The organism is Pseudomonas sp. KH_040 (assembly GCF_057839305.1).
This window is the reverse complement of record NZ_CM174487.1, coordinates 886,458-911,182: the sequence shown is the minus strand read 5'-3', so window position 1 is coordinate 911,182 and position 24,725 is coordinate 886,458. Positions and strand designations below refer to the sequence as shown.

The window sequence follows — 24,725 nt, the reverse complement described above, 5'->3', positions numbered from 1 at the left end:
TCGTTTCGCGAATGTGAAATTCACGCGACATGCTTACTTTTTCTTGCGGATGTACAGCACCAGATTGTGATCCACCAACTCGACACCGTGCTCCTCGGCAATTGCCTTCTGGAGCTTTTCGATTTCCGGGCTGACGAATTCGACAACCTCACCGGTTTCCACGTTAACCATGTGGTCGTGGTGACCACTGTCGGCCAACTCAAAAACCGCGTGGCCGCCGTCGAAGTTGTGACGGACCACGAGGCCAGCCGCTTCGAACTGGGTCAGAACACGGTAAACCGTGGCCAGACCGACGTCCTCGCCAGCTTCCATCAACGCCTTGTAGACGTCCTCGGCGCTCATGTGACGCTGCTCTGTAGAGTCGAGCATTTGCAGGATCTTGACCCGTGGCAGGGTCACTTTAAGGCCGGCTTTGCGTAGTTCGCTATTTTCAACCATGGTCAGCTTTCTCGCGATGCTGCTTCGCAGCTTCTCTTAATGCGGGTATGATCGGCGTTTACGTTGTCCCAGCCAAGATAGTGGAAGTCGCCCACCGATGCAAAACACCAAGCTCTTGCTAACCAGTTTCACCTTTGTGGGACTGCTCGCACTCGCCGGTTGTTCATTCCCCGGGGTTTACAAAATCGACATCCAGCAGGGCAATGTCGTCACGCAGGACATGATAGACCAGTTACGCCCGGGAATGACCCGGCCGCAAGTACGGTTTATCATGGGTAACCCTCTGCTTGTCGACACGTTCCATGCCGATCGCTGGGATTATCTGTACAGCCTGCAACCGGGTGGCGGTGAACGCCAACAGGAACGCATCAGCGTTATTTTCAACTCAAACGACCAGCTTGTCAGCCTGTCCGGTGACTTTATGCCGGGCGTAAGCCGTGACGAAGCCATTCTCGGCAAGGACAGTGGCACTACGGTGACCGCTCCTGCTGAAAACGCCGAGAAGCCAACACCGGAAAAACCGGTCAAGCCAGGTTCCTTGCTGGATCAGATCCAGAAGGACGTCGATGGGGTAGAAACCGTTCCGGTTCCAACACCAGAGCCGCTGGACACCTCGCCGCAATAATTTGCGACGCAATAAAAAACCCGGAAATTCCGGGTTTTTTATTGCCTGCAATTTTTCTTTTTACGCGTTTCGAGCCTTGGCTTCGGCAGCCTTGGCAGCACGCAAACGTCGAACTTCTTTGGGGTCGGCAAGCAATGGGCGGTAAATCTCGATGCGATCTCCCGCCTGAATTACCCGCGTACCCGGATCAGCCACTGCTTTGCCGAAGATTCCCAACGGGCACTCCGCCAGATTCAGCTCAGGGAATTCGCTACCGATACCTGACACCAGAACCGCGGCGCGAACCGTCGCACCCTCTTTCACGCTGACAGTGCGTAAAGCCTGACGGTCCACGGCGGCGTAAACGACCTCTATCTCAATCACCGGCTCAACCATGCATCTGCTTGGCGCGCTGACAGAACGCGTCCACCAGCGTGTTGGCAGCCTGATTGAACAGCGGCCCCAACGTCGCGCGTACCAGTGGCCCGGCGTAATCGAACGAAAGATCCAGACTGATCTTGCAGGCCTTCTCATTCAAGGCCTTGAACACCCAGACGCCGTGCAATTGATTGAACGGACCTTCTTCCAGGTTCATCTCGATCGACTGTCCCGGCACCAGCGTGTTGCGCGTCACGAAATGCTGGCTGAGACCGCCCTTGGCCACGCCAACGCTGGCGCGCATATGCTCCGGCGAACTTTCCAGCACTTCAGCGGCTGAGCACCACGGCAAAAATTCCGGGTAACGCGCCACGTCGTTGACCAGGTCGTAGAGGAATTGCGCCGGGTACGGCAGTAATGCCGATCGTTGAATATGTGTCGTCATGTGAGCGTTACTTCCAGAGCTGAGCGGCAAACACTACAAGAATGCCGATGGGCGCCACGTAGCGCATCAAAAACAAAGACAGGGCGAACAGTGCCGGATTGCGGATCGACAACTCGTCGCGTACCGCTTCACGCCCCATCACCCATCCGGCAAACAGCACAAAACACAGGCCACCGAGCGGCAACATGATCCGCGAGGTGAAGAAATCGATCACGCCAAAGAAGTCCAGACCGCTCTGCGCACCCCATTGGTAGAGGTGGAACATCCCGCCTTCGTTCACGAAAAATTTGGCTTCCTTCCAGATATTAAAGGAGAACACCGTACCCAGACCGACGAACCAGCAGATGAACGCCAGCCAGAACGTCACCCACGCGCGACTGACTTTCGTGCGCTCAACCAAATAGGCAACCATCGGCTCCAGAAGCGAAATCGCCGAACTCCAGGCCGCAATCGCCACCAGCACAAAGAACACCACGCCCATCAGTTGCCCGAAAGCCACGTTACCAAAGGCAAATGGCAGGCTGACGAACATCAGGCCCGGGCCTTCGCTTGGGTTCAGGCCGCCGGCAAACACAATCGGGAACAGAGCTAGACCGGCGACCAGCGAAACAAAGGTATCGAGCAGGGCCACACCGACAACCGTGCCGGACAACGACGAACTCTTCGGCATGTAAGCGCCGTAGATCATGATCGAACCGACACCGACGCTCAGCGAGAAGAACGCGTGCCCCATCGCCGGCAACAAACCGTCGAGGACTTTTTCCGGGTGGAAATCGAACATGAAATGCACGCCTTCCATGAAATGCCCGGTGGTCATGCTGTAACCCAGCAACACCAGAATCATCACGAACAGCAGCGGCATCATGATGCGCAGGCTGCGCTCAAGCCCGGCGACCACGCCTTTGGCGATGACGAAGGCCGACAGCAGCATGAAAATCGTGTGCCAAAGTGTCAGGCGCCATGGATTGGAGATGACATTGCCGAAATAAGCACCGACCTGATCGGCCGTGGCGCCCTGAAAGTCGCCGCGACCCATGTCGACGATGTAGTCCAGCGACCAGCCGCCGACCACACTGTAGAAAGACAGGATCAGCAATGCCGTGATCATCCCGGCAAATGCCCCCCACGACCACTTGCCCGAGTGCCCGGCTTCCAGCGCCAGCACCTTCAAGGCGTTCGCCGGACTTTGCCGGGCGCGCCGGCCGATCAGGGTTTCAGCGAGCATGACCGGGATGCCGATCAGTGCGATGCACGCCAGAAACATCAGCACAAAGGCGCCGCCGCCGTAGACCCCGACCATGTAGGGGAACTTCCAGATGCTACCCAGTCCCACGGCCGAACCGGTCGCGGCGAGTATGAAAACCCAGCGGCTAGCCCAACTGCCGTGGACAGAAACCTTGTCTGTCGACATCGTTTATCACGCCCAAGCGTTAGAAAAAGAGGCCGCATTGTCCGGGATTCACTCAACCTGCTCAAGCACGCAGCATCACCGTAGCCGACAGCCGTTTATCTCCATATAATGCCGCCCCTATGGCTAAACAGAAGAAACACCCAACAGGGACCATCGCGCAGAACAAAAAGGCGCGACACGATTACTTCATCGAACATAAGTTCGAGGCTGGTCTGGTCCTGGCCGGCTGGGAAGTAAAAAGTCTGCGGGCAAGCAAGCTACAGCTGGTCGACAGCTATGTGCTGCTCAAGGATGGCGAAGCGTGGTTGCTCGGCAGCCACATCACGCCTCTGATGACCGCAAGCACCCACGTCATCGCCGACCCGGTGCGCACGCGCAAATTGCTGCTCAACCGCCGCGAGCTGGAAAAACTCGCCGCCGCTGTGCAGCAAAAGGGTTACGCCTGCGTCTGCCTGTCCTGGTACTGGAGCAAGCACATGGTCAAGTGCGAGATCGCTCTGGGCAAGGGCAAGAAGGAATACGACAAGCGTGATACCGAGCGCGAGCGCGATGCCGGTCGTGAACTGCAGCGTGCGGTGCGCAATAAGGGCAAGGAAGACTGATCTTCCGACCTTGAAAGCAAAGATCGTCCGATCGCGGCCCGAGCCTTCGGCAGCTCCTACACTGGGATTCGCATTTCCCTGTAGGAGTTGCCGCAGGCTGCGATCTTTTGCTTTAAAGAATCACATTCCCTTGCGCCGCTCTGCCCGAGCCATGCGCTGAACCTCCTGCCGCACCTCTTCCAGCACTTCCTGCACATACAAAATATGTCGACTGGAGACTTCCCGTGCCTGCTCCGCGCGACCTTCAATAATCGCCAGATACAATTCCCGATGTTGAGTGATCAGCATGTCGCGGGTTTCCGTGCGCTGCTTGTACATGCCGCCGATGTTGGTGACCACGTTGCGCTTGAGCAGATCGAACAGCCCGCGAATGGTGTGCAGCAACACCGCGTTATGGCTGGCTTCGGCAATTGCCAGATGAAATTTCGCATCCGCCGCGCCCTCCTCCGCCCGGCTGACTTCATCGTGGCGCGAGTAGCAATCCTGCAACTCTTCGAAGGCTGCGGTGAGCCTTTCACGATCGACATCAGTTGCGCGCAATGCCGCGTAATAGGCGCACGATGCCTCCAGAGTGTGCCGAAACTCGAGCAAATCACGCTGTGCTTCGGGGTTGCTTTCAAGCAGTTGCAACAGCGGATCGCTGAACGTCGACCCGAGGCTTTCCACTACATAATTGCCGCCGCCCTGACGACTGACCAGCAGCCCTTTCGCCGCCAGTTTCTGAATCGCTTCACGCAGAGATGGCCGTGATACGCCAAATTGTTCGGCCAGCGTGCGCTCCGCCGGCAGCCGTTCGCCGGACTTCAGCGTGCCCTCAAGGATCATCCCCTCAAGTCGCTCGACAATATCGTCAGACAAACGGCGCTGACGTATCTGATCAAACCCCATAACTCATTTCTCCACGATCCCGACCGCTCGCCGGGCTCTCTATTCTGGCCTATCGGCGCCTTCTCGACACCTACCAGACGCCAGTTGCCGAAACCGGATCAGATGCGATCTGCACCGCTTGTTCGACAAAAGTTTTAGGGCGGCAAATTGACACACCGCCATCAAGGCTTTTACCCTAGCCAACAGCGATTGTAAATTGGTCTTACCAATTATCCAAGAACGCTGACAGTGCCTGACCAACAACAATTAGGGGCCACCCCATATGCAAACCTGGCAACAGCTCTACAGCCCGCTCGGCAGTCTCGGCGTGTCCGCACTTGCGGCCGTCATTCCCATCGTTTTCTTTTTCCTCGCGCTGGCGGTGTTCCGCCTCAAAGGCCACGTGGCCGGGAGCATCACCCTCGCCCTGTCGATTGCCGTAGCAATCTTCGCGTTCCAAATGCCGGTCGACATGGCCTTTGCCGCCGCCGGGTATGGCTTTGCCTACGGTCTGTGGCCGATTGCCTGGATCATTGTCGCAGCGGTATTCCTCTACAAACTGACAGTGAAAAGTGGTCAGTTCGAGGTCATTCGCAGTTCGGTGTTATCGATTACTGACGACCAGCGCCTGCAAGTGCTGCTGATCGGTTTCTGCTTCGGTGCGTTCCTGGAAGGTGCCGCCGGTTTCGGCGCGCCCGTGGCGATTACTGCCGCGCTGCTGGTCGGCCTGGGCTTCAACCCGCTGTACGCCGCCGGCCTGTGCCTGATCGCCAACACCGCGCCGGTGGCGTTTGGCGCCTTGGGGATTCCAATCATTGTTGCCGGCCAAGTCACCGGCATCGACGCGTTCAAGATCGGCGCCATGACCGGTCGCCAACTGCCGCTGCTGTCGCTGTTCGTGCCGTTCTGGCTGGTGTTCATGATGGACGGCCTGCGCGGCGTGCGTGAAACCTGGCCGGCTGCATTGGTCGCGGGCCTGAGCTTCGCCGTCACTCAGTACTTCACGTCCAACTTCATCGGCCCAGAGCTGCCAGACATCACTTCGGCACTGGCCAGCCTGATTTCCCTGACCCTGTTCCTGAAAGTCTGGCAGCCGAAACGCGCCGCCGGCCAACACATCGCCGGTGCCGTTTCCGCCTCGGTGGTGACCGCCAGCGTCGGCGGTTTCGGCCAGAAGCGCACTACCGTGGCGTCGCCTTACAGTCTCGGGGAAATTTTCAAAGCCTGGTCGCCGTTCCTGATTCTCACTGTGCTGGTGACCATCTGGACACTGAAGCCCTTCAAAGCGATGTTCGCCGCCGGCGGCTCGATGTACAGCTGGGTGTTCAACTTCGCGATCCCGCATCTTGACCAACTGGTGATCAAAACCGCACCGATCGTGGCTGCTCCAACAGCAATACCCGCGGTGTTCAAACTCGACCCGATTTCCGCGACCGGCACGGCAATTTTCTTCTCCGCGCTGATCTCGATGCTGGTACTGAAGATCAATTTCAAAACTGGTCTTACCACTTTGAAAGAAACCTTCTACGAACTGCGCTGGCCAATCCTGTCGATCGGCATGGTGCTGGCGTTCGCCTTCGTCACCAACTACTCCGGCATGTCTTCGACCATGGCCCTGGTATTGGCCGGAACCGGCGCGGCATTCCCGTTCTTCTCGCCGTTCCTGGGCTGGCTCGGCGTGTTCCTCACCGGCTCGGATACCTCGTCCAACGCCCTGTTCAGTTCGCTGCAAGCGACCACCGCACACCAGATCGGCGTCAACGACACCCTGCTGGTGGCGGCGAACACCAGCGGCGGCGTGACCGGCAAGATGATCTCGCCACAATCGATCGCCGTGGCCTGCGCCGCGACCGGGCTGGTGGGCAAGGAATCGGATCTGTTCCGCTTCACCCTCAAGCACAGCCTATTCTTTGCAACGATTGTCGGTCTGATCACCTTGGCTCAGGCTTACTGGTTCACCGGCATGCTGGTGCACTAAACCTACAAGAAACACAGAAAAAACCGACGCCGGTTCGTGATGCCGGCGTCAGCAATTCACAACCCGGTCTGTAAGGCTGCTGAAAGCAACGCTCTCTATATTCAGCAGCCTCAGCGGACGGATAACCGGGACCACCCGGAGACACGCCTGATGAGCGAGCTTTTTTATAACGCCGTGCCAAACGCGACCCGCGTGGCACCGCCACTGCCCGAACCTCGGCAATATCCCAACGAGAAACCGTCGCGGGTCTACCTGTTTGGCACGTGCGTGGTCGACCTGTTCTACCCCGAAGCCGGGATGGACGCGATCCACTTGCTGGAGCGTGAAGGGATCCGGGTCGAGTATCCGCAAGGGCAGAGTTGCTGCGGCCAGCCGGCCTACACCTCGGGTTACACCGAGCAGGCACGGACGGTAGCGCGCTCGCAACTGGCGCTGTTTGCCGGAGATTATCCGGTAGTGGTGCCGTCGGGTTCCTGCGCCGGCATGCTGCGCGAGCATTACGCCGACTTGTTCAAGGACGAGCCGGAGACGTTAAAACAGGTTCAGGCCCTTGCGGCCCGAACCTATGAATTGGCGGAGTTTCTGCTGTTCGTCTGCAAGGTGCAGCTCAAGGACAGCGGCGAACCGGTCAAAGTCGCGCTGCACACTTCATGTTCGGCACGTCGCGAAATGAACACCCACCTGCACGGTCGCGAGTTGTTGGCGCAGTTGAGCAACGTGGAACGGGTCAACCACGACCACGAAAGCGAATGCTGTGGCTTCGGTGGGACATTCAGCGTCCGTATGCCAGACATTTCCGGCGCGATGGTGGCTGACAAGACCAAAGCGTTGAAGGATTCCGGCGCGCACAAGGTGTTGAGCGCCGACTGTGGCTGTTTGATGAACATCAACGGCGCATTGGAGAAACAAAAAGAAGCGCTACGCGGGCAACATCTCGCCAGCTTCTTGTGGCAACGAACCGGAGGTGCGCAATGAGCACTTCCGCGATTATCCCTACGGTCGCCGTAGAAGAAGATTTCCGCACCCGGGCACACAATGCCTTGGGTGATCAGCAGCTGCGGAACAACTTCCGCACTGCCATGGACTCACTGATGGCCAAGCGGGCAGCCGCTTTCAGTGATGCCCACGAAAGAGAACATTTGCGCGCACTGGGCAATTCGATCAAGGCCCGCGCGCTCTCCAAGCTGCCCGACCTGCTCGAGCAACTGGAACAGAACCTGACCCGCAACGGTGTGACAGTGCACTGGGCGGAAACGGTGGACGAAGCCAATGGCATCGTCTTATCGATCATCCGCGCTCACGAGGCGCGGCAAGTGATCAAGGGCAAATCGATGGTCAGCGAAGAGATGGAGATGAACCATTTCCTCGAGGCTCGGGACATTGAATGTCTGGAGTCCGACATGGGGGAGTACATCGTCCAGCTCGACCACGAGAAGCCTTCACACATCATTATGCCGGCGATCCACAAGAATGCCGGTCAGGTCGCGTCCTTGTTCCACGACAAACTTGGCGTGGAATACACCAAGGACGTTGACCAACTCATTCAGATCGGTCGCAGAGTCCTGCGGCAGAAATTCTTCGAAGCGGACATCGGCGTCTCCGGTGTCAACTTCGCCGTCGCCGAGACCGGCACCCTGCTGCTGGTGGAAAACGAAGGCAACGGGCGCATGACCACCACCGTGCCGCCGGTGCACATCGCCGTCACCGGCATCGAAAAAGTCGTGGAAAACCTGCGTGACGTGGTGCCGCTGCTGTCACTGTTGACGCGTTCGGCGCTGGGTATTCCGATCACCACTTACGTCAACATGATCTCCGGCCCGCGCAAGGAACACGAACTCGACGGCCCCCAGGAAGTGCACCTGGTACTGCTCGACAACGGTCGCAGCCAGGCGTTTGCCGACAGTGAATTGCGTCAGACCTTGAACTGCATCCGCTGCGGCGCCTGCATGAACCATTGCCCGGTCTACACCCGCGTCGGTGGCCACACCTATGGCGAGGTGTATCCCGGGCCGATCGGCAAAATCATCACCCCGCACATGGTTGGCTTGGCCAAGGTTCCGGATCACCCGAGTGCCTCTTCGCTGTGCGGTGCCTGCGGTGAAGTCTGCCCGGTAAAAATTCCGATTCCGGCGATCCTGCGTCGCCTGCGCGAAGAAAACGTCAAAGCCCCGGACAGCCCGAATCAAGTGATGCGCGGTCAGGGCAGCAAATATTCGCGCAAAGAACGCTTCATCTGGAACGCCTGGGCCAGGCTCAACAGCTCTCCAACGCTGTATCGATTGTTCGGTTTCTTCGCCACGCGCCTGCGTGCCCTGACCCCGAGTAACGTCGGCCCGTGGACGCAAAACCACAGCGCGCCGAAACCTGCCGCTCGCTCACTGCACGACATGGCCCGCGAGCATCTGGCCAAACAGGGAGACCGCTGATGAGCGCCAAGCAAAATATCCTCGGCAAACTGCGGAAAAGTCTGACGGGGACCACACCTATTGCCGACGACTTCGACGTCGATCTAGTGACGCAGCCTTACACCTACAGCGCCGAACAACGCATTCCGCAACTGCGCAAATTGATGGAAGCAGTGCACACCGAAATCCACCTGACCTCGGGCGAAGCATGGCCGGCGTTGCTTGCGCAATTACTGCGCGACCGTCAGTTGCCGAGCCTGTTGATTGCACCGACTACCGCGCACGGGCAGAAAATCACACAGCACTGGGCGAACAATCCTGATCTGCCAGCACTGAAATCCTACGACCGGCCGATGGAAGAGTGGAAAGCCGAGCTGTTCAACGACACTCCGGCGAGTCTCACCGGCACCCTCGGTGCAATCGCCGCTACCGGCAGCCTGATCATGTGGCCAACCCGCGAAGAACCGCGTTTGATGAGTCTGGTGCCACCGGTGCATTTTGCCCTGCTCAAGGCCAGTGAAATCCGCGACAACTTTTATCAGGTGCAGCAGGAATTCGAATGGGCGCAAGGCATGCCGACCAACGCGTTGCTGGTGTCCGGCCCGTCGAAAACCGCCGACATTGAACAAGTGCTGGCCTACGGAGCCCACGGCCCGAAAGACTTGGTGGTGCTGATCTTGGAGGACCAATGACGCTTCCGGCTAATTTTCTGCGTGATGCGCAACAACTGATTCCGGCCGAGCGCCGCTTTGATGATCCGTTATCGACTCTGGCCTTCGGCACCGACGCCAGTTTTTATCGACTGATTCCGCAACTGGTAATCCGCGTCGAATCAGAGGACGAAGTCGTGGCCCTGCTGAAGCTGGCTCAGCGCGACCATGTTCCGGTGACGTTCCGCGCGGCCGGCACCAGCCTGTCCGGTCAGGCGATCAGTGATTCCGTTTTGATCGTGCTTGGGGATAACTGGAACGCTCGCGAGATCCGTGGCCAAGGCACGCAGATTCGCCTGCAACCGGGGGTGATCGGCGCGCAGGCCAACGCGTGGCTCGCACCGTTCGGGCGCAAGATCGGCCCTGATCCGGCGTCGATCAACGCCTGTAAAATTGGCGGCATTGTTGCAAACAACGCCAGCGGCATGTGCTGCGGCACGGCACAAAACACCTATCACACACTGGCCGGGATTCGTCTTGTACTGGCCGATGGCACGCGACTCGATACCGAAGATGCTGCCAGTGTTACAGCGTTTCGCAGCAGTCACGGCGATCTGCTCGAACGCTTGGCGACATTGGGCCGCGAGACCCGTGCCAACGCCGAACTGGCTGCACGAATCCGCCACAAATACCGTCTGAAAAATACCACCGGCCTGTCACTCAACGCCTTGGTGGATTTCGATGAGCCTGTGGATATCTTGAGCCACTTGCTGGTCGGCTCCGAAGGCACCCTCGGTTTCATCAGCGCGGTGACTTACGACACGGTGATCGATCACCCGAACAAGGCGTCGGCGCTGATCGTCTTCCCGGATGTGGAAACCTGCTGCAACGCCGTCACCGTACTGAAGAGCCAACCGGTGTCCGCCGTAGAACTGCTCGATCGACGCAGCCTGCGCTCGGTGCAAGACAAACCGGGCATGCCTGCTTTCGTACAACAGCTGTCGAACAATGCCTGCGCGCTGCTGATCGAATCCCGCGCCGCATCGTCCACTTTGCTGCAGGAGCAACTGGGGCAGATCATGGCGTCGCTCAGCGGCTTCCCAGTGGAGAAGCAGGTCGACTTCACCGAAGACCCTGCCGAGAACGCCAAGCTCTGGGCGATCCGCAAGGACACCTTCCCCGCTGTCGGCGCGGTGCGCAAAACCGGTACCACGGTGATCATCGAAGACGTGACTTTCCCCGTCGAACAACTGGCCATCGGCGTGAATCGCTTGATCGAGTTGTTCGACAAACATGCCTACGACGAAGCGATCCTTTTCGGACACGCGTTGGAAGGCAATCTGCACTTCGTCTTCACCCAAGGCTTCAACAACCCGGAAGAAGTCGCACGCTATCAAGCGTTCATGGACGATGTCGCGCAACTGGTCGCGGTGGAATTCGGTGGCTCGCTGAAAGCCGAACACGGCACCGGCCGCAACATGGCGCCGTTCGTGGAACTGGAATGGGGCAGCGACGCCTATCAACTGATGTGGCAGCTCAAACGTCTGCTCGACCCGAACGGGATTCTCAACCCGGACGTGGTGCTCAGCGAAGATCCACAGATCCATCTCAAGCATCTGAAACCGCTGCCGGCGGCCGACGAGATTGTCGATAAGTGCATCGAGTGCGGTTTCTGCGAACCGGTCTGCCCATCGAAAGGACTGACCCTGAGCCCGCGCCAGCGCATTGTCATCTGGCGCGATATTCAGGCGAAAAAACGTGCCGGCGTCGATACCCGCGAACTGGAAAAAGCCTACGAATATCAAGGCATCGACACCTGCGCCGCCACTGGTCTGTGCGCGCAACGTTGCCCTGTAGGCATCAATACCGGTGAGCTGGTGAAAAAACTCCGAGCCCGACACGCGACGCATCAGAAAACCGCTGACTGGATCGAAGGAAATTTCGCCAAGACCCTGCAAGGCGCACGCTTCACCCTACACGTGGCCAACGGCGCACGAATGATGCTCGGCGCGCCGCGTCTGGCGAAGCTTTCGGCAACCATTACGCGACTGTCCAAAGGTCAGGTGCCGTTGTGGACGAATGCGATGCCGCAGCCAGAGAAGGCCATTCGCTTCAGCCCCAGCGTCTCAGACGAACGTCCGCGTGTGGTGTATCTCGCAGCGTGTGTCTCGCGAGTCATGGGTCCGGCGGCGGGTGATAAAGAGCAAGTGTCGCTCTACGACAAAACCCGTGGACTGCTGGAAAAGGCCGGTTACCAAGTGGTCTTCCCGGACAATCAGGACAACCTCTGCTGCGGTCAGCCCTTCGCCTCGAAAGGCTACGCTGAACAAGCCGAACACAAGCGTCAGGAGTTGATCAGCGCCCTGTTGCACGCCAGTCGCGGCGGACTTGATCCAATCTATTGCGATACCAGTCCGTGTACGTTGCGACTGGTGCAGGACGCAGGAGAAACCCGTCTGGATCTGTACGACCCGGTGCGCTTCATCCGTACGCACCTTCTCGAACGACTGGACTTCACTCCGCAAGACGCACCGATCGCGGTACACGTGACCTGCAGCACGCAACATCTGGGCGAAAGCCAGGCGTTGATCGATCTGGCGCGCAAGTGCAGCAATAACGTGGTGATCCCGGAAGGCATTCATTGCTGCGGGTTTGCCGGCGACAAAGGCTTCACCACGCCGGAGCTGAACAGCCACTCGCTGCGCACGCTAAAGGATGCGGTGCAGCATTGCAGCGAGGGGATTTCCACCAGTCGCACCTGTGAGATCGGCCTGACGCAACACGGCGGAATTGACTACCACGGGCTGGTCTATCTGGTGGATCGAGTGACCCGGGCGAAGGCCTGCTGAAGAAAAATAGAACCCTTGAGTTCGACTGTAGTCCACAGAATAACCCCGACTGATCGGGGTTTTTCTTCCATACGGTTGCCCGTCCTGACGGCCAGCGAAGTCTGGACCCACTCGGTTCAAGGAGATACACATGAAACGTTCTGTACTGTTAGGTCTGTTCGTTACTGCATCGATGATGGCGTCCACTTCGTTCGCCGCGGACAAGCCTGCTGACCTGTGTGATGCGAATATTCAGACCCTCAATAATATGAAGGGTCAGCTGTCAGCGAAGCCAGAAGTGAGCCAGAAGGTTGAAACCACTGTGACCAGAGCCCACGACCTCAAGGCCAAAGGTCAAATCGATAACTGCGTTGCGGAAACCTCGCAACTCATCTCGGACCTTCAAAAAGCAGCCGGCACCAACAATTGATCAAAGCCCGGCCAACCTTCGGGTTGGCCTTACGGGCTGATTGGCGTACACTGCGCAGGCTTGTTGCTCAAACAGATGTACTGAGCAATGAGTTCGGGGCCGTTTAGGATTCGACGCCGGTTGCGAAACTTTAGGTGCATGCCGACTTGGTAACAGAAGTCGTAAATCCACTGTTGCAACTACTTATAGTTGCCAATGACGACCAATACGGTGTTGCTCTCGCTGCTTAATTGCAGCTGACAATGCTCCTGGTACCTTCGGGTCCAGCAATCATCAGGGGATGTCTGTAAACCCAAAATGATTGTCATATAGAACAGAATCGCCGTGCAGTACGTTGTGGACGAAGCGGCTAAAACTTACACAACTCGCCCAAAGCACCCTGCCCTTCGGGTCGCTGAGGGTTAACTTAATAGAAACGGCTACGCATGTAGTACCGACAGCGGAGTACTGGCGGACGGGGGTTCAAATCCCCCCGGCTCCACCACTTCATCATCTAAAGACGTCCACGGACGTCTTTTTTTGTGCCTGAAATCCAGCAAAATCAAGGGTTTAAGCGCTACCGGGCTCTGCAGAGGTTTTTTGAGTTCCAGCCGTTTGGGTATTCCAAATGGTATTCCAAGCCATCCGGTGCTATTTTTTGGAATACCAAAACGGTGTCAGAGGTAGCTCTCATGCCTGCTCCAGCCCTTCGCCTTTCCGACCGCCAGCTCAAGGCAGTCAAGGCAAAAGACAAGGATTACGTCCTCAGCGATGGTGACGGCCTTCAGCTCCGAGTCAGGAGCAACGGCTCGATGCTGTGGAACTTCAACTACCGCGAGCCGGTAACAAAAAATCGTATCAATATGGGGCTGGGCACGTACCTAGAGCTCTCACTAGCGAACGCCAGGAAAAAAGTGGTGGAAGCGCGCGAGCTGCTTGCACAAGGCATTGATCCCAAAGTGCAACGCAATGCACAGGACGAAGCCAAACGAGCGGAGACGGAACATACGTTCGAGAACGTGGCCACCGCCTGGTTCGAGCTGAAGAAGGACTCCGTCACGCCGGCGTACGCCGAAGACATTTGGCGCTCGCTCACGCTGCATGTATTTCCAGACCTGAAAACAACGCCGCTCTCAAAAATCAGCGCACCAATGGTCATCGAACTGCTTCGCCCAATCGAGGCCAAAGGCAGCCTCGAGACAGTGAAGCGATTGAGCCAACGGCTCAACGAGATCATGACCTACGGGGTCAATTCAGGATTGATCTTTGCGAACCCCCTCAGTGGCATTCGCGCAGTATTCAAGAAACCCAAGAAACAGAACATGGCCGCGCTACGACCCGATGAGCTTTCCGAGCTCATGATCGAAATCGCGAACGCCAGCATCAAGCGGATCACCCGCTGCCTGATCGAATGGCAACTGCACACTATGACCCGTCCTGCCGAAGCGGCTACCGCCCGATGGGTAGACATCGACTTTGACAAACGCATCTGGACCATCCCGCCGGAGCGCATGAAAAAGCGTCGCCCGCATACCATCCCGCTGACCGAACAGGCACTCGCGTTACTGGAGGCGCTCAAGCCCCACAGCGGCCACAGGGAATACGTGTTCCCGGCAGATAGAAACCCGCGCACCCACGCCAACAGTCAGACTGCCAACATGGCGTTGAAACGCATGGGCTTCCAGGACCGCTTGGTCAGCCACGGCATGCGCTCCATGGCAAGCACCATCCTGAACGAGCATGGGTGGGATCCGGAGCTAATTGAAGTCGCGCTGGCGCATGTCGACAAGGACGAAGTCCGAAGCGCTTACAACCGAGCTGACTACATCGAACGCCGGCGTCCGATGATGGCTTGGTGGAGTGAGCACATCCAAAAAGCGGCCACTGGCAACCTGTCGGCATCTGCGATCAATCAAACCAGGGGCCACAACGTCGTGCCGATACGGTGAGCGCTCACCGGACGCCGCGGGTAACCGAAAATGACTCCCCAGATGGAGTGATGGTTGATTTGGCGACAGCGGCGACACCGGCGGCGACCCGCGCAATACCTGGCCTGCAGCATGGCGACAGAAGTGGCGACTGTCGCCGTTGCAAGCCTCACTCTTGGGGCTTTCTCGGCCAAGCCCACGCGAGCGGGAAGGCTCTGCATTCCCACTCGCATGGGCTCTACGTGAATACATCTCGCTTGACCACCTAATTGCATTGCCACTGACCAGTTGTTTGCAGCCGACTTGACCAGTCATTTGCATTCGCGCTGACCAGCCGTTTGCAGTTGATAGGTGTCAGCGGGTGCCACTCAGCGCGAGTACGTCAGCCAAGCACTAAAGGACTGCAACCGGCCAAAAGCGGTCACTTACCGAAGGCAAAGTCGGAGGGGATTCTCACCGAATGCCCTCGGCTGCCTTGAGTCAATTGCGTGTTATTTAAGGTGCATCAGTTTCGTCTTCGCCCTCATAATCGTAGTCAATCAAGCTTGCCGACACTTCACCAAGCTCAAATTCGCCTAAAGCTCTGGTGCCGAGCAGCAAAGTATTTTTAATTTCGATATTGAATCCAATATCGCGACCGGGAACATCATCATCCCGTCTATGAGAGCCGCTTGCTGAACCAGTAAAAGTAACACTCAAGCCATCATCAAATGTAATAGAGTCCAATTCGTCGATTTCAATTTCGTCAAAGATAGTATCAGATTCTGCGATGGGTCCAGAGAACTCATCACCATTAAGCAAATCATATTTTAGACTTTCGCAGATATCTCTACAAACCTCTTCTACTTGATCCTCGGTGAGTAATTTATATTCTAGATTTTCGAAGACTGATATCACATGGTCAAATAGAAGGTCGGACCCTAGGTTCTCGTTTTCGGTTCCCTCGTCTTGCACGATCGTTTCGAGGCTTGACGCAAACTCTTTAGGATCGTAGTAGATGTATGAAACTTGTGATAGCTTTTCGTTGTTAAAATTTTCGTCGTGGACTAAGGAGTGAAAGTCTTCGTAGCCAAAAATCATCGCTACGATCTCACCTAGTCCAGCTAGAGATAATTGAACACCATCTGCTTTCAGGCTTTCCTCGATTGCCAGCATGAAGCTGTAAGAAGATGGAAAGCGATTTGATGCCTGTGCTGATTTTAGCTGAGCACTTGCCAAATTGAATCGTTGTCGTTCAAGTGCAGCATTTTTCTGTTTTTTCTCTTCTTCTAGCTCAGCTTGATTCGCTCGGCTTTTGGCTTCCGCCGCTGAGGCTGTAGCCGCTTCCGATGCCGCTATTGCCGCTTCGGCTTTTTCTTTTAGCCTTACGCTTCTGAGTTTCAATTGTTCGATTGTTTCTTTTCGGCGGTCAATGTCTAATTGGACGTTCTGCTCTAAAAATTTCTTGTCAGGATCTGCTAGCAGCTTTTGTCTATTCAATATTTCCTGTTGCTTAACCTTGCCGACTTCGATTGATATGGCTTGCTGATGCAAACGTTCGTTTGCAAATTTTTGTATCGATTTCAGCGCGAGGGATGCCCAAGGGAAAGCAAATAAGAATAGCAGCGCCATACATAAAGGGATTATAAGCATTGTATTTAATCCAATTATGTCGGTCTCTTTAAAGTACTTGCCAAGAGCATTAATTCGTTCTGTGGCGGTTCCGTCGCCCCATATCAGGATTGCCAAATGACTCCAGTTGCAGACTATCCATGACCCTATGAATGCGCCGATAAATGGATCTTCAACCTTTGTTTTCGTGTTTCCAGAAATTGACTGCATTATATCGTCGAGAAATTTCATTCCGGATGACCTGCTTTCCTATATTCAAAGTAACGCATGGAGTGGGCCCAAGGCGTTAACGAGTATGGCGATTTTAGGGGATGATCGATACTGCCAGATGACTACGAAGGCTCACAAACTCGTTACGGTACAGGCCTTACCTCTGCCACTCCTTCATTCAACACCCAGGCCTGATAGAGAGAAATGGCTAGGGATCGCCAGGGGGACACAGCAAGAAGACCCGGATGCCTGAGCCAACATTGAGCCAATGTGTCCGCTTGGGTCAACTGCGTCCCCTCGCGACAGGAAAAAATCGGCCAAAAGCGGGCTTTCGCAGTAGACGGTTGTTGGCTATAGACGGACTGTTGCGCACTGCTAGTGCTATATAGTAGCTTTGTGCCATTTACAAATGGCAGATTTCGGCCGCTCGATATATTTTTCTCAGAGTCAAACATGCTCAAGTCAATTACCATCCGCCGATTTAAAAACCTCAGAGATGTCGAAATCCCACTGGAGCGCATAAATATCCTTGTAGGTACAAACAATTCGGGGAAAAGCAGCATCCTTCAAGGAATAGCTTTTGCTGTAAGTATTGCTCAGACATCTAAGCTTCAGGGTGAGGTCACCACTCTTTCTCCTGAGCAATTAATTTACACTCCTCTCCGAGATGTTTCAGCCCTTGCCTTTGGCGGAGATTTGAAACAGAGCAGACAACATGCGATTGAAATTTTATTCAATCAAGAAACAGTAGATCCGCAAGGCCAGAGCATTGATTCCAATACATCAGTTGAAATTAGACGTGGAAAGAACAAAAACATTGCCTTGAGCGTAAATGATGGCGGCCTGAAAGAAGATATTTCATCCCTTGATAATCAGTTTGCAATGTATGTGCCCGGCTTGGCCGGAATTCCTTCCTCAGAGCCTTATAGGACGCCTGCCGCACTACGAAAAGCAGCTGCCCGCGGTGATGCTAACGCCGTATTAAGAAACATTCTTTGGAGTCTAAAGTCTGACAATGACGCCTGGGAAGTATTCAGCGAACACCTTTCACGCGTTTTTCCGGAAATTGTTGTCAACCCAAAATTCGACCCTAACGTGGACGAATTTGTTGACGTAACAATAGAAAGACAGGGGGTCAAGCTACCTATTGACGCAGCGGGTACCGGTTTTTTGCAAACAGTACAAATTCTCGCCTACGCTGCCAAGTACAAACCCAAATTGCTTCTCTTAGATGAACCAGACTCTCATATACACCCTGACAGACAGCGCCAGTTAATAAATCTTCTATCTGAACTGGCGGAGAAAGATGACTTTCAAGTAATTGTGGCTACGCACTCCAGGCATTTACTGGATGTCCCAGGCGCCTATTTTCATTGGATGGCGCAAGGAAGTCGAGTGAATATTGAACCAGACGAAAGCAGTCGACTACGCATATTAACGGACCTAGGCGCCCTAGATAGCGGCGATAGGCTCAAGAATGGAAATATAGATGTCGTCGTGCTAACTGAAGATAGCGATCAAAAATTTCTCAAGATCCTCATGGTCTCTTCAGGCGCAGAGGAAGAGAGAGTTCAAATTTGGTCTTACTCTGGCTGCACAAAAATAGACGCAGCAGTAACCTTGTGCCGTTTTATTCAAGATCACGCACCTGGAACAGAGGTGCTTGTTCACCGTGATAGTGACTACCTGACAGACGAAGAAACAAATCAGATGAAGGATATTTTTTCTGCAAAAAATATCCGGATATTCCTTACCCAAGGAACGGATGCTGAATCACATTTAATTAACGTCCAACATATTCGAACATTCTATCCTCAGCTATCGGAGCTCCAAATCAATCAAGCCATTGAAGAAGCCACCGAAGCAGTTAGAGAATACTCTGTCAAAACGCTTGCTAAAAATCTCTTAAGAGAAGAAAAAGCGAGGAGAAAAGCAAATGGCGATAATGGTGACCCAGACATTGTTGCGTTGGCAGATCAGGCTCGGGCTGATTTCGCTGCTTGCTCTGAAAGATGGCGCCATGGCAAGAAAACCTTGGGGCAACTCAAGTCAAAACTTCAGGTCACGCTTGGTGAGAACCTCAATATTGTTCGCCCTTCAGATAACTTAGCCGTTGAGGTTCTCGCAGAGGCCATTAGAGCAGTTCGAGAGCGAAGAGGGGCGCACCAAGTAGGCGATCAAGCCTGACGCAAGGAACGCCCGCTTTGGGCTGCGGATTCAACTAGCCAGAAGCGGTCAGTCTTGACCAGCGACTATCGGTTGCAGCCCTTGGCGACAGGCAGAGATCGGCCAACAGCAGTCATTCAATGACCTCATGAAACTTAGGTCGATTTATTCGGCCAAAAGCGAATGTTGAACATGGTGATGGAAAATGACTAGTGTCACGGATATTTGACTAGAAGAGAAGCGTGGAGACACGAACTAGCATTTTATAGATGCTCGCCAACCCCACAAGAAAAGAATAAAAAATTGTTCAAATCGCCCATTAAAATGATTTAAACTTTCCTGGCAATAGCCGCGCAAAGTTAGACGCCATCGATTACAAAAGACATATTTGCACCCGACTTATGCCTTCCAAGCTTACTAGAAAATGGGGTGGATTTATTTATGGACAATGAATCTACCATTTTCTCATGCGGCAGTCATGCGACGTAAGCACTTCAGCACCATCAAACTAAGGTGAAACATGGACTTGTACTCTCAATTGTTCGGCATTAATAATGAGTTCTTCAATGAGACCGGTAAGCCGATCCACATGAATGAAAACTATTTCAAAGATTTCCACTACAGTTTTATTAGTGATAGAGAGCAGGCAAGAAAGAAGAAAGGTAGATGCATCATGCCCGATTGTGATAAGAGGTGCGTGTCATCACATACAATTCCTGAGTCATCAGTATTAAAAAGGATTGCCCATAAAAAAGACGTTCTTTATCCAACGTTCGACGCCAAACTAGGTAGGTATGTATGCAAACCTATTAATATAGGGAAAGCTTCCGCTTTTCCGGGCTTTTGTGTTGATCATGAAAAACTTTTTAGTGGCTTTGAGACCCATGGAGACTTTGAGGATTCATCTATAGCCTTGCAAAACCTGAGAGTGGTTTTCAGGTACTTATTCGAAGCTTCGAGCCTGCTCAATGTTTTTAAGCGAAAGCTGACATTATATAAAAAAGAAATTACGGATTATCAGCAAAAACGATTTAATGATGTGAGCCACTTGCTGAAGAAAGGTATCGTGCTAAAAAATGTTGAGGATGAGATAACTGAGCACCTCAAGATCCAAATTAGCAAATTGGAATATTCATTTGCAACCATCAATAACGAAGATCTTGTCCCGCTCGTTGACACTCTGACAGGAGTGGACTGCTCAGTTACAATAATTGCTGCCCATCTGGATTGCGAAGTTCCTGTGTGTCTTGCTGGCAAAAGTGAGTTAAAGTCCGGCGATAAAAAATACACTGTTCACCTTTCGATATTTCCGGGACCAGAAAAAACATTTTGCTGCTTTTCTCTGCCGAAATCGTACGAGCAAGAATTTACAAGAATTTTAGAAAAATATAAAAGTGATCTTGAGTTTTTGAAATTCATTGAATCATGGATGGTTCACGGTACTGATTTTTGGTACATCAGCCCGATAGAATGGGCAAGTTACTCCCAAGAAAAACAGGAGAGAATTCTCACTCTGCTCAAATGCACTGATAACTTCCCTGATGAGGAACTGAACTTCACAATATTTGATAACCTGCGCGCTGATTTAGCTAAACCAGAAGCGAAATCCCTAGGGGAAAATTAATAGCCAGCGACGGCTTACGGCCCAGAGTGTGTAAAAACGCAGGCGCCGTTTTGAAGGCTGCGCTGCTACGCGAAATCTGCCAGTGTTTGGCTAATCAGCAGAGCTGGAATTTACATAGGCGCGCGATTTTAGCTCCCAATCAGGCCGCCAAAGCTGCTCGAAAACGTTTTTACACAGCCTCGGCCGAAAGCAATCAGTCAGGACTGGCGGCTATTGGCCGTTCTCCGCCGGTCGTCACTACGGCGTGTGCTGGTCAAGTCGAATGCAAACGGTTAATCAGCACGAATGCAATTGACTGGTCAGTGACAATGCAAATGGTCAAGTCCATGCAATTACGCAGGTTCACATTAAAGACCGACGAACGACCACCCGACCATGGAAAACCACCGACCTCCAAGGTCTTCCTGCGCTACCGATTGGCGAAAGAGCCGCCCCCAAAATACTGTTGACCGCGAGCGGAACGAGCGCTAAACCAGAATTGTACAAGCGCTGTCCTTGACAGCACCCAGGTAGCCAGAACCTTTGAGGCTACGCCACATTGTGGTGGTTCACCCCCAAGTGCGATTAGCGTCCGGCGGCTCGCACGGTCACAGCGATGTGATGGATGCCTACTTCTCAGCTTTGCCCATTGCGGCAACTCAGGCCTTCTCCTGGCTGCTCTGCAGCAATTTATTCGCTTGGCCATTTCTTGCGCCAACCTGTTGCCCGTCTCTTTGCCCCCTAAAGAGACGGGCGCATATCACACTGCTGCTGCCCCACTCGCACGGGCCTTTGCGGCTTTCCCCCTCGTGACAATCGGCGTGACAAACACCGAATGCTCACTCACCACAGCGATGCCGATGATGGTGCCGCAGCCCATGAAATGGACTGCACCTGACTGACAGTCAGGCATGCCCCGGTCATCACATCACTGCCTTCACCTGACTCAGGATCTCGCGGCATTGGTCTCGTCAGCCAGTGCAGCCTCCACCCGCCCACTTCTTCGGAGGTGTTCAGGAGGCCAGATCATGAGATGCCCAAGCTCCCGGTCGTAAGGAGCCGTCAGTCCCGCGCTAGTGGACAAACCTCACAGGTCGCAGGGGCCTTGATCCCTGATAACACTCAACAACCGTGGCGGGATGAGTGAGGACGAAGTCGATAAACCCAGGAGAATGGCGATGCAACTGTGCGAAGCGTTCGAGCCACCACTACCATTGCTGGAATACCAGCAGGCGCCACTGCCCTACCCGGTCGAAGCACTCGGGGATTTGTTAGGCCCTGCGGTCGAACGATTGGCCGAGGTGATCGGCGTGCCCTGCGCCATGGCTGCACAATCGGTGCTGGCTACTGCTGCCCTGGTGAGCCAGGGCCATGCCAATGTCCAACTCGACGGCCGAACCTATCCGCTGTCCCTCTACCTGCTGACGGTGGCGTCCTCGGGTGATCGCAAAAGTGCGGTGGATCATCTGGCACTGAAGGCGGCGCGCGACTGGGAACAACAGCAGTGGACCCTGTATTCGAAAAAGCTCAAAGCCTATCGCGCCGCCAGCAGCATCATGGCCAAACCTAAAACCTCTAAGAAACACGCGGAGACGGAAGGCAGTGAGCTGTCCGAGCCAGTGCCGCCGAGATTGATCATTGCCGAGCCCACCATTGAGGCTCTGGTCAAAAGCCTGTGCCAGGGCTTGCCCAGCATGGGCTTGTTCAATGATGAAGGTGGCCAGTTCTTGGGCAGCAGCACCATGAGCAAAGAGAACCTGCTCAAGGCGATCACCACCTTGTCGACACTGTGGGATGGTAGCCCGATCGACCGGGCGCGTTCCATGGCCGGAGAAAGCCTGCGCGCCTATGACCGCCGCCTCAGTCTGCATCTGATGCTGCAGCCCTACCTGGCCAACCAACTGTTCAAAGACCCGGTGATCAATGGCCAAGGCATCCTCGGCCGCTGCCTGATCAGTTGGCCCGAGCGCCTGGCTGGCCAGAGACTCTACAAGGCAATCGACCTGACCCGAGATGCCAAAGTCCAGGGCTACCAACAGCGGATCACCGCCCTGCTGCAAAAGCCCTGGTCGCTTCACAAGGATGGCTCACTCAATCCCGCCACGCTCGAGCTGACTGCCCGTGCCCGTCGTGCCTGGATTGATATTCACGACACCATCGAGTGCCAGTCTGGCGAGTTCGGCGAGCTAGCCGGTGTCCAGCCTTTCGCGGGCAAAGCCCCGGCGAATGTGCTGCGCATCGCGGGCGTGCTGGCCATGGTTGAAGAGGCCAGTCAGTTAGATGAAGCACACATCCAGCGCGCCTCCACGTTGATGGATTACTACCTGGCCGAGATCCAGCGCCTGACCGAACAGGAGCCAGTCAATAGCCGACGCGAAGAGGCGGATCGGCTGCTGCGCTGGCTGGTGCAGAAAGGCTGGACCCACTTCAGCATCCGAGACGTCAATCGCAACGGCCCTCGTTTTGCCCGCAAGAGCGCTGACCATACCGCCTCTTTATTGGTCGTACTGATCACTCATCGCTGGCTGAGCAGTCGCGATGGAAGAACCTTCGAGGTACGCCATGTTCCGCCTCAATGACGCGGTGCGCCGCTACCAAGCGCAACATCAACCGCAGCCAGAATCGCGGCGTGTCGCCACCTCTGTCGCCACCCTGTCGCCGCGCCCCAGGCCAGAAACGACGCGGGTTGTCGCCACTGTCGCCGCTGTCGCCACACCACCACTTGATCCTGCCTACCTCGTCCTGCTGATTGAGCAACTACGTGAAGAAGGGGCACTGTTGCAACACCACGAGAACGCCCTCCTGATCCGCCCGACACACTGGCGGCAGGTGGACAGGCTCAGCCCCCACTGGAAAGCCCTGCTGCTCTTTCTGCAAACAAACGAAAACGGTGATGATGATGGCTCTGGTCGGTCGGCGTGAGGGTCGCAACTTTGGCTACGGTCGGCAGCTGAGCTACGCTGGCCCACAGGCGCTCAAGGATCTGTTTGCCGACGGCCACTTCGCCACGGTCAAAGCGCATAGCGATCGCTGGCAAGCGTTCGTGCGTTGGTGTCGGTCAGAGGATGGACCCGGTTACAACGATGCGCGCCAGATCGATCGACAGACGCTGCAAGACTACGCCGCTTACCTGCGCCAGCAGATCCAGCAAGGCGAACTCTGCATCGCTACTGCGCAGAACCGTCTGAGCAGTGTTAACCGCACCCTCGCGGCACTGCGCGGTGATCAGGACGTGAGGATCGCCAGTCCGAGCCAGGCGTTGGGACAGCAGCGCTCGAGCGTACGCACCCGCGCGCCGGATGGCCAAGACCAGCAACAGGTACGGCGAGTATTCGAGGCGCTTGGCAAACAGCAACACGAGCGGGTGGCCGCGATTGTCCTGTTGGCCCGAGTAACCGGTATGCGCCTGCGCGAAGCGATCCTGGCTGACCTGCCACGCTTGCACCGCGAAGCCGAACACTTAGGCCGCATCAATATCCAGGACGGCACCAAAGGCGGCCGCTCAGGCGCATCAGCGCCGCGATGGGTCGCGGTAAATGAAGAGGTGAAAGCGGCGCTGCTGTTTGCTCGTAAGGCATCGCCGCCCCGCAGCCGCAACTTGCTGGCCCGAGACGAAAGCTACGCCGCGTTCCTGCAACAGACCGTACTTCCCGCCCGTGAAACGCTGCATGAACACGGGCTGAAGGGTTTTCATGAACTGCGAGCGGCCTACGCCTGCGAACGTTACGAGCAGCTCACTGGCCACGCGGCTCCGGTCAATGGTGGTCACTGCTATCGCATTGACCGCGACCTTGATCAACAGGCGCGCCAACAGATCAGCCTTGAACTCGGGCATAACCGGATCGATGTGATGTCGGCCTACATTGGAGGTCGAGCATGACCAAGTCCTTCGATATGGCGCTGTTCCTGAGCGGCGTACTGACCGGCTCGAAGGTCACTCAGCAACGCCACCTACGCCAAGCCCGAATCATGCAAGCGACCATTCAACAACGATGGCAACGCGATAATCCCTGGACCTGGCAGCTCAAGCATGTGCGCTGGTTTCTCACTCAACACCTGAACGACCATTGCGACGCCACCCGGTATTATTATCGACTCACAGCTCTGTTGATCTGGGAGCGGCTAAGGAATGACCGGCAACTGCTGATGGATATCTCGATGCGTCTTGGATAGACGACACACCGGCCTTAAC

General features: G+C 55.3%; 21 protein-coding genes and 1 other RNA gene. 16 read left to right on the top strand and 6 right to left on the bottom strand.

All coding sequences use genetic code 11. The features are described 5' to 3' along the window. Window positions 1-33: 33 nt before the first annotated feature. Entirely contained in the window at window positions 34-438 is a 405-nt protein-coding gene (gene fur, locus AC3IUF_RS03920; RefSeq protein ID WP_007915216.1) for a ferric iron uptake transcriptional regulator, read from the bottom strand. A 97-nt stretch (window positions 439-535) separates the two neighbouring features. Here fur and AC3IUF_RS03915 point away from each other — a divergent pair, with 97 nt between their 5' ends. Beyond that, window positions 536-1,063 (top strand): outer membrane protein assembly factor BamE, encoded by a 528-nt coding sequence (locus AC3IUF_RS03915; RefSeq protein WP_007915215.1) that lies wholly within the window; start codon window positions 536-538, stop codon window positions 1,061-1,063. A gap of 60 nt (window positions 1,064-1,123) precedes the next feature. On the opposite strand, the gene AC3IUF_RS03910 is transcribed toward AC3IUF_RS03915, so the two are convergent. Genes AC3IUF_RS03910 through AC3IUF_RS03900 form a run of 3 tightly spaced genes read right to left on the bottom strand, consistent with a single transcriptional unit; the run spans window position 1,124 to window position 3,276 of the window. After that, window positions 1,124-1,438 (bottom strand): RnfH family protein, encoded by a 315-nt coding sequence (locus AC3IUF_RS03910; protein ID WP_489280445.1) that lies wholly within the window; start codon window positions 1,436-1,438, stop codon window positions 1,124-1,126. Continuing rightward, complete coding sequence (locus AC3IUF_RS03905; protein ID WP_007915213.1) at window positions 1,431-1,865, bottom strand: type II toxin-antitoxin system RatA family toxin; 435 nt, start codon at window positions 1,863-1,865, stop codon at window positions 1,431-1,433. The genes AC3IUF_RS03910 and AC3IUF_RS03905 overlap by 8 nt, the downstream gene beginning before the upstream one ends. Window positions 1,866-1,872: 7 nt before the next feature. Continuing rightward, window positions 1,873-3,276 (bottom strand): sodium-dependent transporter, encoded by a 1,404-nt coding sequence (locus AC3IUF_RS03900; protein WP_007915211.1) that lies wholly within the window; start codon window positions 3,274-3,276, stop codon window positions 1,873-1,875. 119 nt (window positions 3,277-3,395) lie between these two features. Here AC3IUF_RS03900 and smpB point away from each other — a divergent pair, with 119 nt between their 5' ends. Further along, complete coding sequence (gene smpB, locus AC3IUF_RS03895) at window positions 3,396-3,878, top strand: SsrA-binding protein SmpB (protein WP_007915208.1); 483 nt, start codon at window positions 3,396-3,398, stop codon at window positions 3,876-3,878. A 120-nt stretch (window positions 3,879-3,998) separates the two neighbouring features. Here the strand turns inward: smpB and AC3IUF_RS03890 are convergent, their stop codons facing one another. After that, entirely contained in the window at window positions 3,999-4,766 is a 768-nt protein-coding gene (locus tag AC3IUF_RS03890; protein ID WP_007915207.1) for an FCD domain-containing protein, read from the bottom strand. A 262-nt stretch (window positions 4,767-5,028) separates the two neighbouring features. Between AC3IUF_RS03890 and AC3IUF_RS03885 the strand changes: the two genes are divergently transcribed. From AC3IUF_RS03885 to AC3IUF_RS03850, 8 genes are all read left to right on the top strand, one after another. After that, window positions 5,029-6,723: a lactate permease LctP family transporter gene (locus AC3IUF_RS03885; RefSeq protein ID WP_122595216.1), complete on the top strand. Its 1,695-nt coding sequence runs from the start codon at window positions 5,029-5,031 to the stop codon at window positions 6,721-6,723. 150 nt (window positions 6,724-6,873) lie between these two features. Then, window positions 6,874-7,698 carry a (Fe-S)-binding protein gene (locus AC3IUF_RS03880; protein WP_489280441.1) on the top strand — a complete coding sequence of 275 codons (825 nt, stop codon included), beginning with the start codon at window positions 6,874-6,876 and terminating at the stop codon, window positions 7,696-7,698. After that, window positions 7,695-9,149, top strand: coding sequence for a LutB/LldF family L-lactate oxidation iron-sulfur protein (locus AC3IUF_RS03875; RefSeq protein WP_489280439.1), 1,455 nt, complete (start codon window positions 7,695-7,697; stop codon window positions 9,147-9,149). The genes AC3IUF_RS03880 and AC3IUF_RS03875 overlap by 4 nt, the downstream gene beginning before the upstream one ends. Further along, window positions 9,149-9,820, top strand: a complete 672-nt coding sequence (locus AC3IUF_RS03870; RefSeq protein ID WP_095114212.1) for a LutC/YkgG family protein — start codon at window positions 9,149-9,151, stop codon at window positions 9,818-9,820. Before AC3IUF_RS03875 ends, AC3IUF_RS03870 begins: the two co-directional genes overlap by 1 nt. Beyond that, window positions 9,817-12,627: an FAD-binding and (Fe-S)-binding domain-containing protein gene (locus AC3IUF_RS03865; RefSeq protein WP_489280437.1), complete on the top strand. Its 2,811-nt coding sequence runs from the start codon at window positions 9,817-9,819 to the stop codon at window positions 12,625-12,627. The genes AC3IUF_RS03870 and AC3IUF_RS03865 overlap by 4 nt, the downstream gene beginning before the upstream one ends. A gap of 130 nt (window positions 12,628-12,757) precedes the next feature. Further along, window positions 12,758-13,036, top strand: coding sequence for a hypothetical protein (locus AC3IUF_RS03860; protein ID WP_447783527.1), 279 nt, complete (start codon window positions 12,758-12,760; stop codon window positions 13,034-13,036). Between the two features lie 95 nt (window positions 13,037-13,131). Then, window positions 13,132-13,520, top strand: a transfer-messenger RNA (tmRNA) gene (gene ssrA / locus AC3IUF_RS03855). Window positions 13,521-13,707: 187 nt separating this feature from the next. Further along, window positions 13,708-14,964, top strand: a complete 1,257-nt coding sequence (locus AC3IUF_RS03850; RefSeq protein WP_489281600.1) for an integrase domain-containing protein — start codon at window positions 13,708-13,710, stop codon at window positions 14,962-14,964. 474 nt (window positions 14,965-15,438) lie between these two features. Here AC3IUF_RS03850 and AC3IUF_RS03845 read toward each other — a convergent pair whose 3' ends face one another. Beyond that, complete coding sequence (locus AC3IUF_RS03845) at window positions 15,439-16,785, bottom strand: hypothetical protein (RefSeq protein ID WP_489280435.1); 1,347 nt, start codon at window positions 16,783-16,785, stop codon at window positions 15,439-15,441. A gap of 432 nt (window positions 16,786-17,217) precedes the next feature. Between AC3IUF_RS03845 and AC3IUF_RS03840 the strand changes: the two genes are divergently transcribed. From AC3IUF_RS03840 to AC3IUF_RS03815, 6 genes are all read left to right on the top strand, one after another. Next, on the top strand, window positions 17,218-18,951 hold the full coding sequence (locus AC3IUF_RS03840) for an AAA family ATPase (RefSeq protein WP_489280433.1): 1,734 nt from the start codon (window positions 17,218-17,220) through the stop codon (window positions 18,949-18,951). 499 nt (window positions 18,952-19,450) lie between these two features. Further along, window positions 19,451-20,554 (top strand): hypothetical protein, encoded by a 1,104-nt coding sequence (locus tag AC3IUF_RS03835; RefSeq protein ID WP_489280431.1) that lies wholly within the window; start codon window positions 19,451-19,453, stop codon window positions 20,552-20,554. A gap of 1,157 nt (window positions 20,555-21,711) precedes the next feature. Further along, the gene (locus AC3IUF_RS03830) at window positions 21,712-23,112 is read left to right on the top strand and encodes a YfjI family protein (protein WP_430954167.1); all 1,401 of its coding nucleotides are present in this window, start codon (window positions 21,712-21,714) and stop codon (window positions 23,110-23,112) included. Further along, window positions 23,096-23,455, top strand: coding sequence for a hypothetical protein (locus tag AC3IUF_RS03825; RefSeq protein WP_426135065.1), 360 nt, complete (start codon window positions 23,096-23,098; stop codon window positions 23,453-23,455). Before AC3IUF_RS03830 ends, AC3IUF_RS03825 begins: the two co-directional genes overlap by 17 nt. Continuing rightward, window positions 23,433-24,413: an integrase domain-containing protein gene (locus AC3IUF_RS03820; RefSeq protein ID WP_057410723.1), complete on the top strand. Its 981-nt coding sequence runs from the start codon at window positions 23,433-23,435 to the stop codon at window positions 24,411-24,413. The genes AC3IUF_RS03825 and AC3IUF_RS03820 overlap by 23 nt, the downstream gene beginning before the upstream one ends. Next, window positions 24,410-24,706 carry a hypothetical protein gene (locus AC3IUF_RS03815; RefSeq protein ID WP_489280429.1) on the top strand — a complete coding sequence of 99 codons (297 nt, stop codon included), beginning with the start codon at window positions 24,410-24,412 and terminating at the stop codon, window positions 24,704-24,706. Before AC3IUF_RS03820 ends, AC3IUF_RS03815 begins: the two co-directional genes overlap by 4 nt. The last annotated feature ends 19 nt before the right edge of the window (window positions 24,707-24,725 follow it).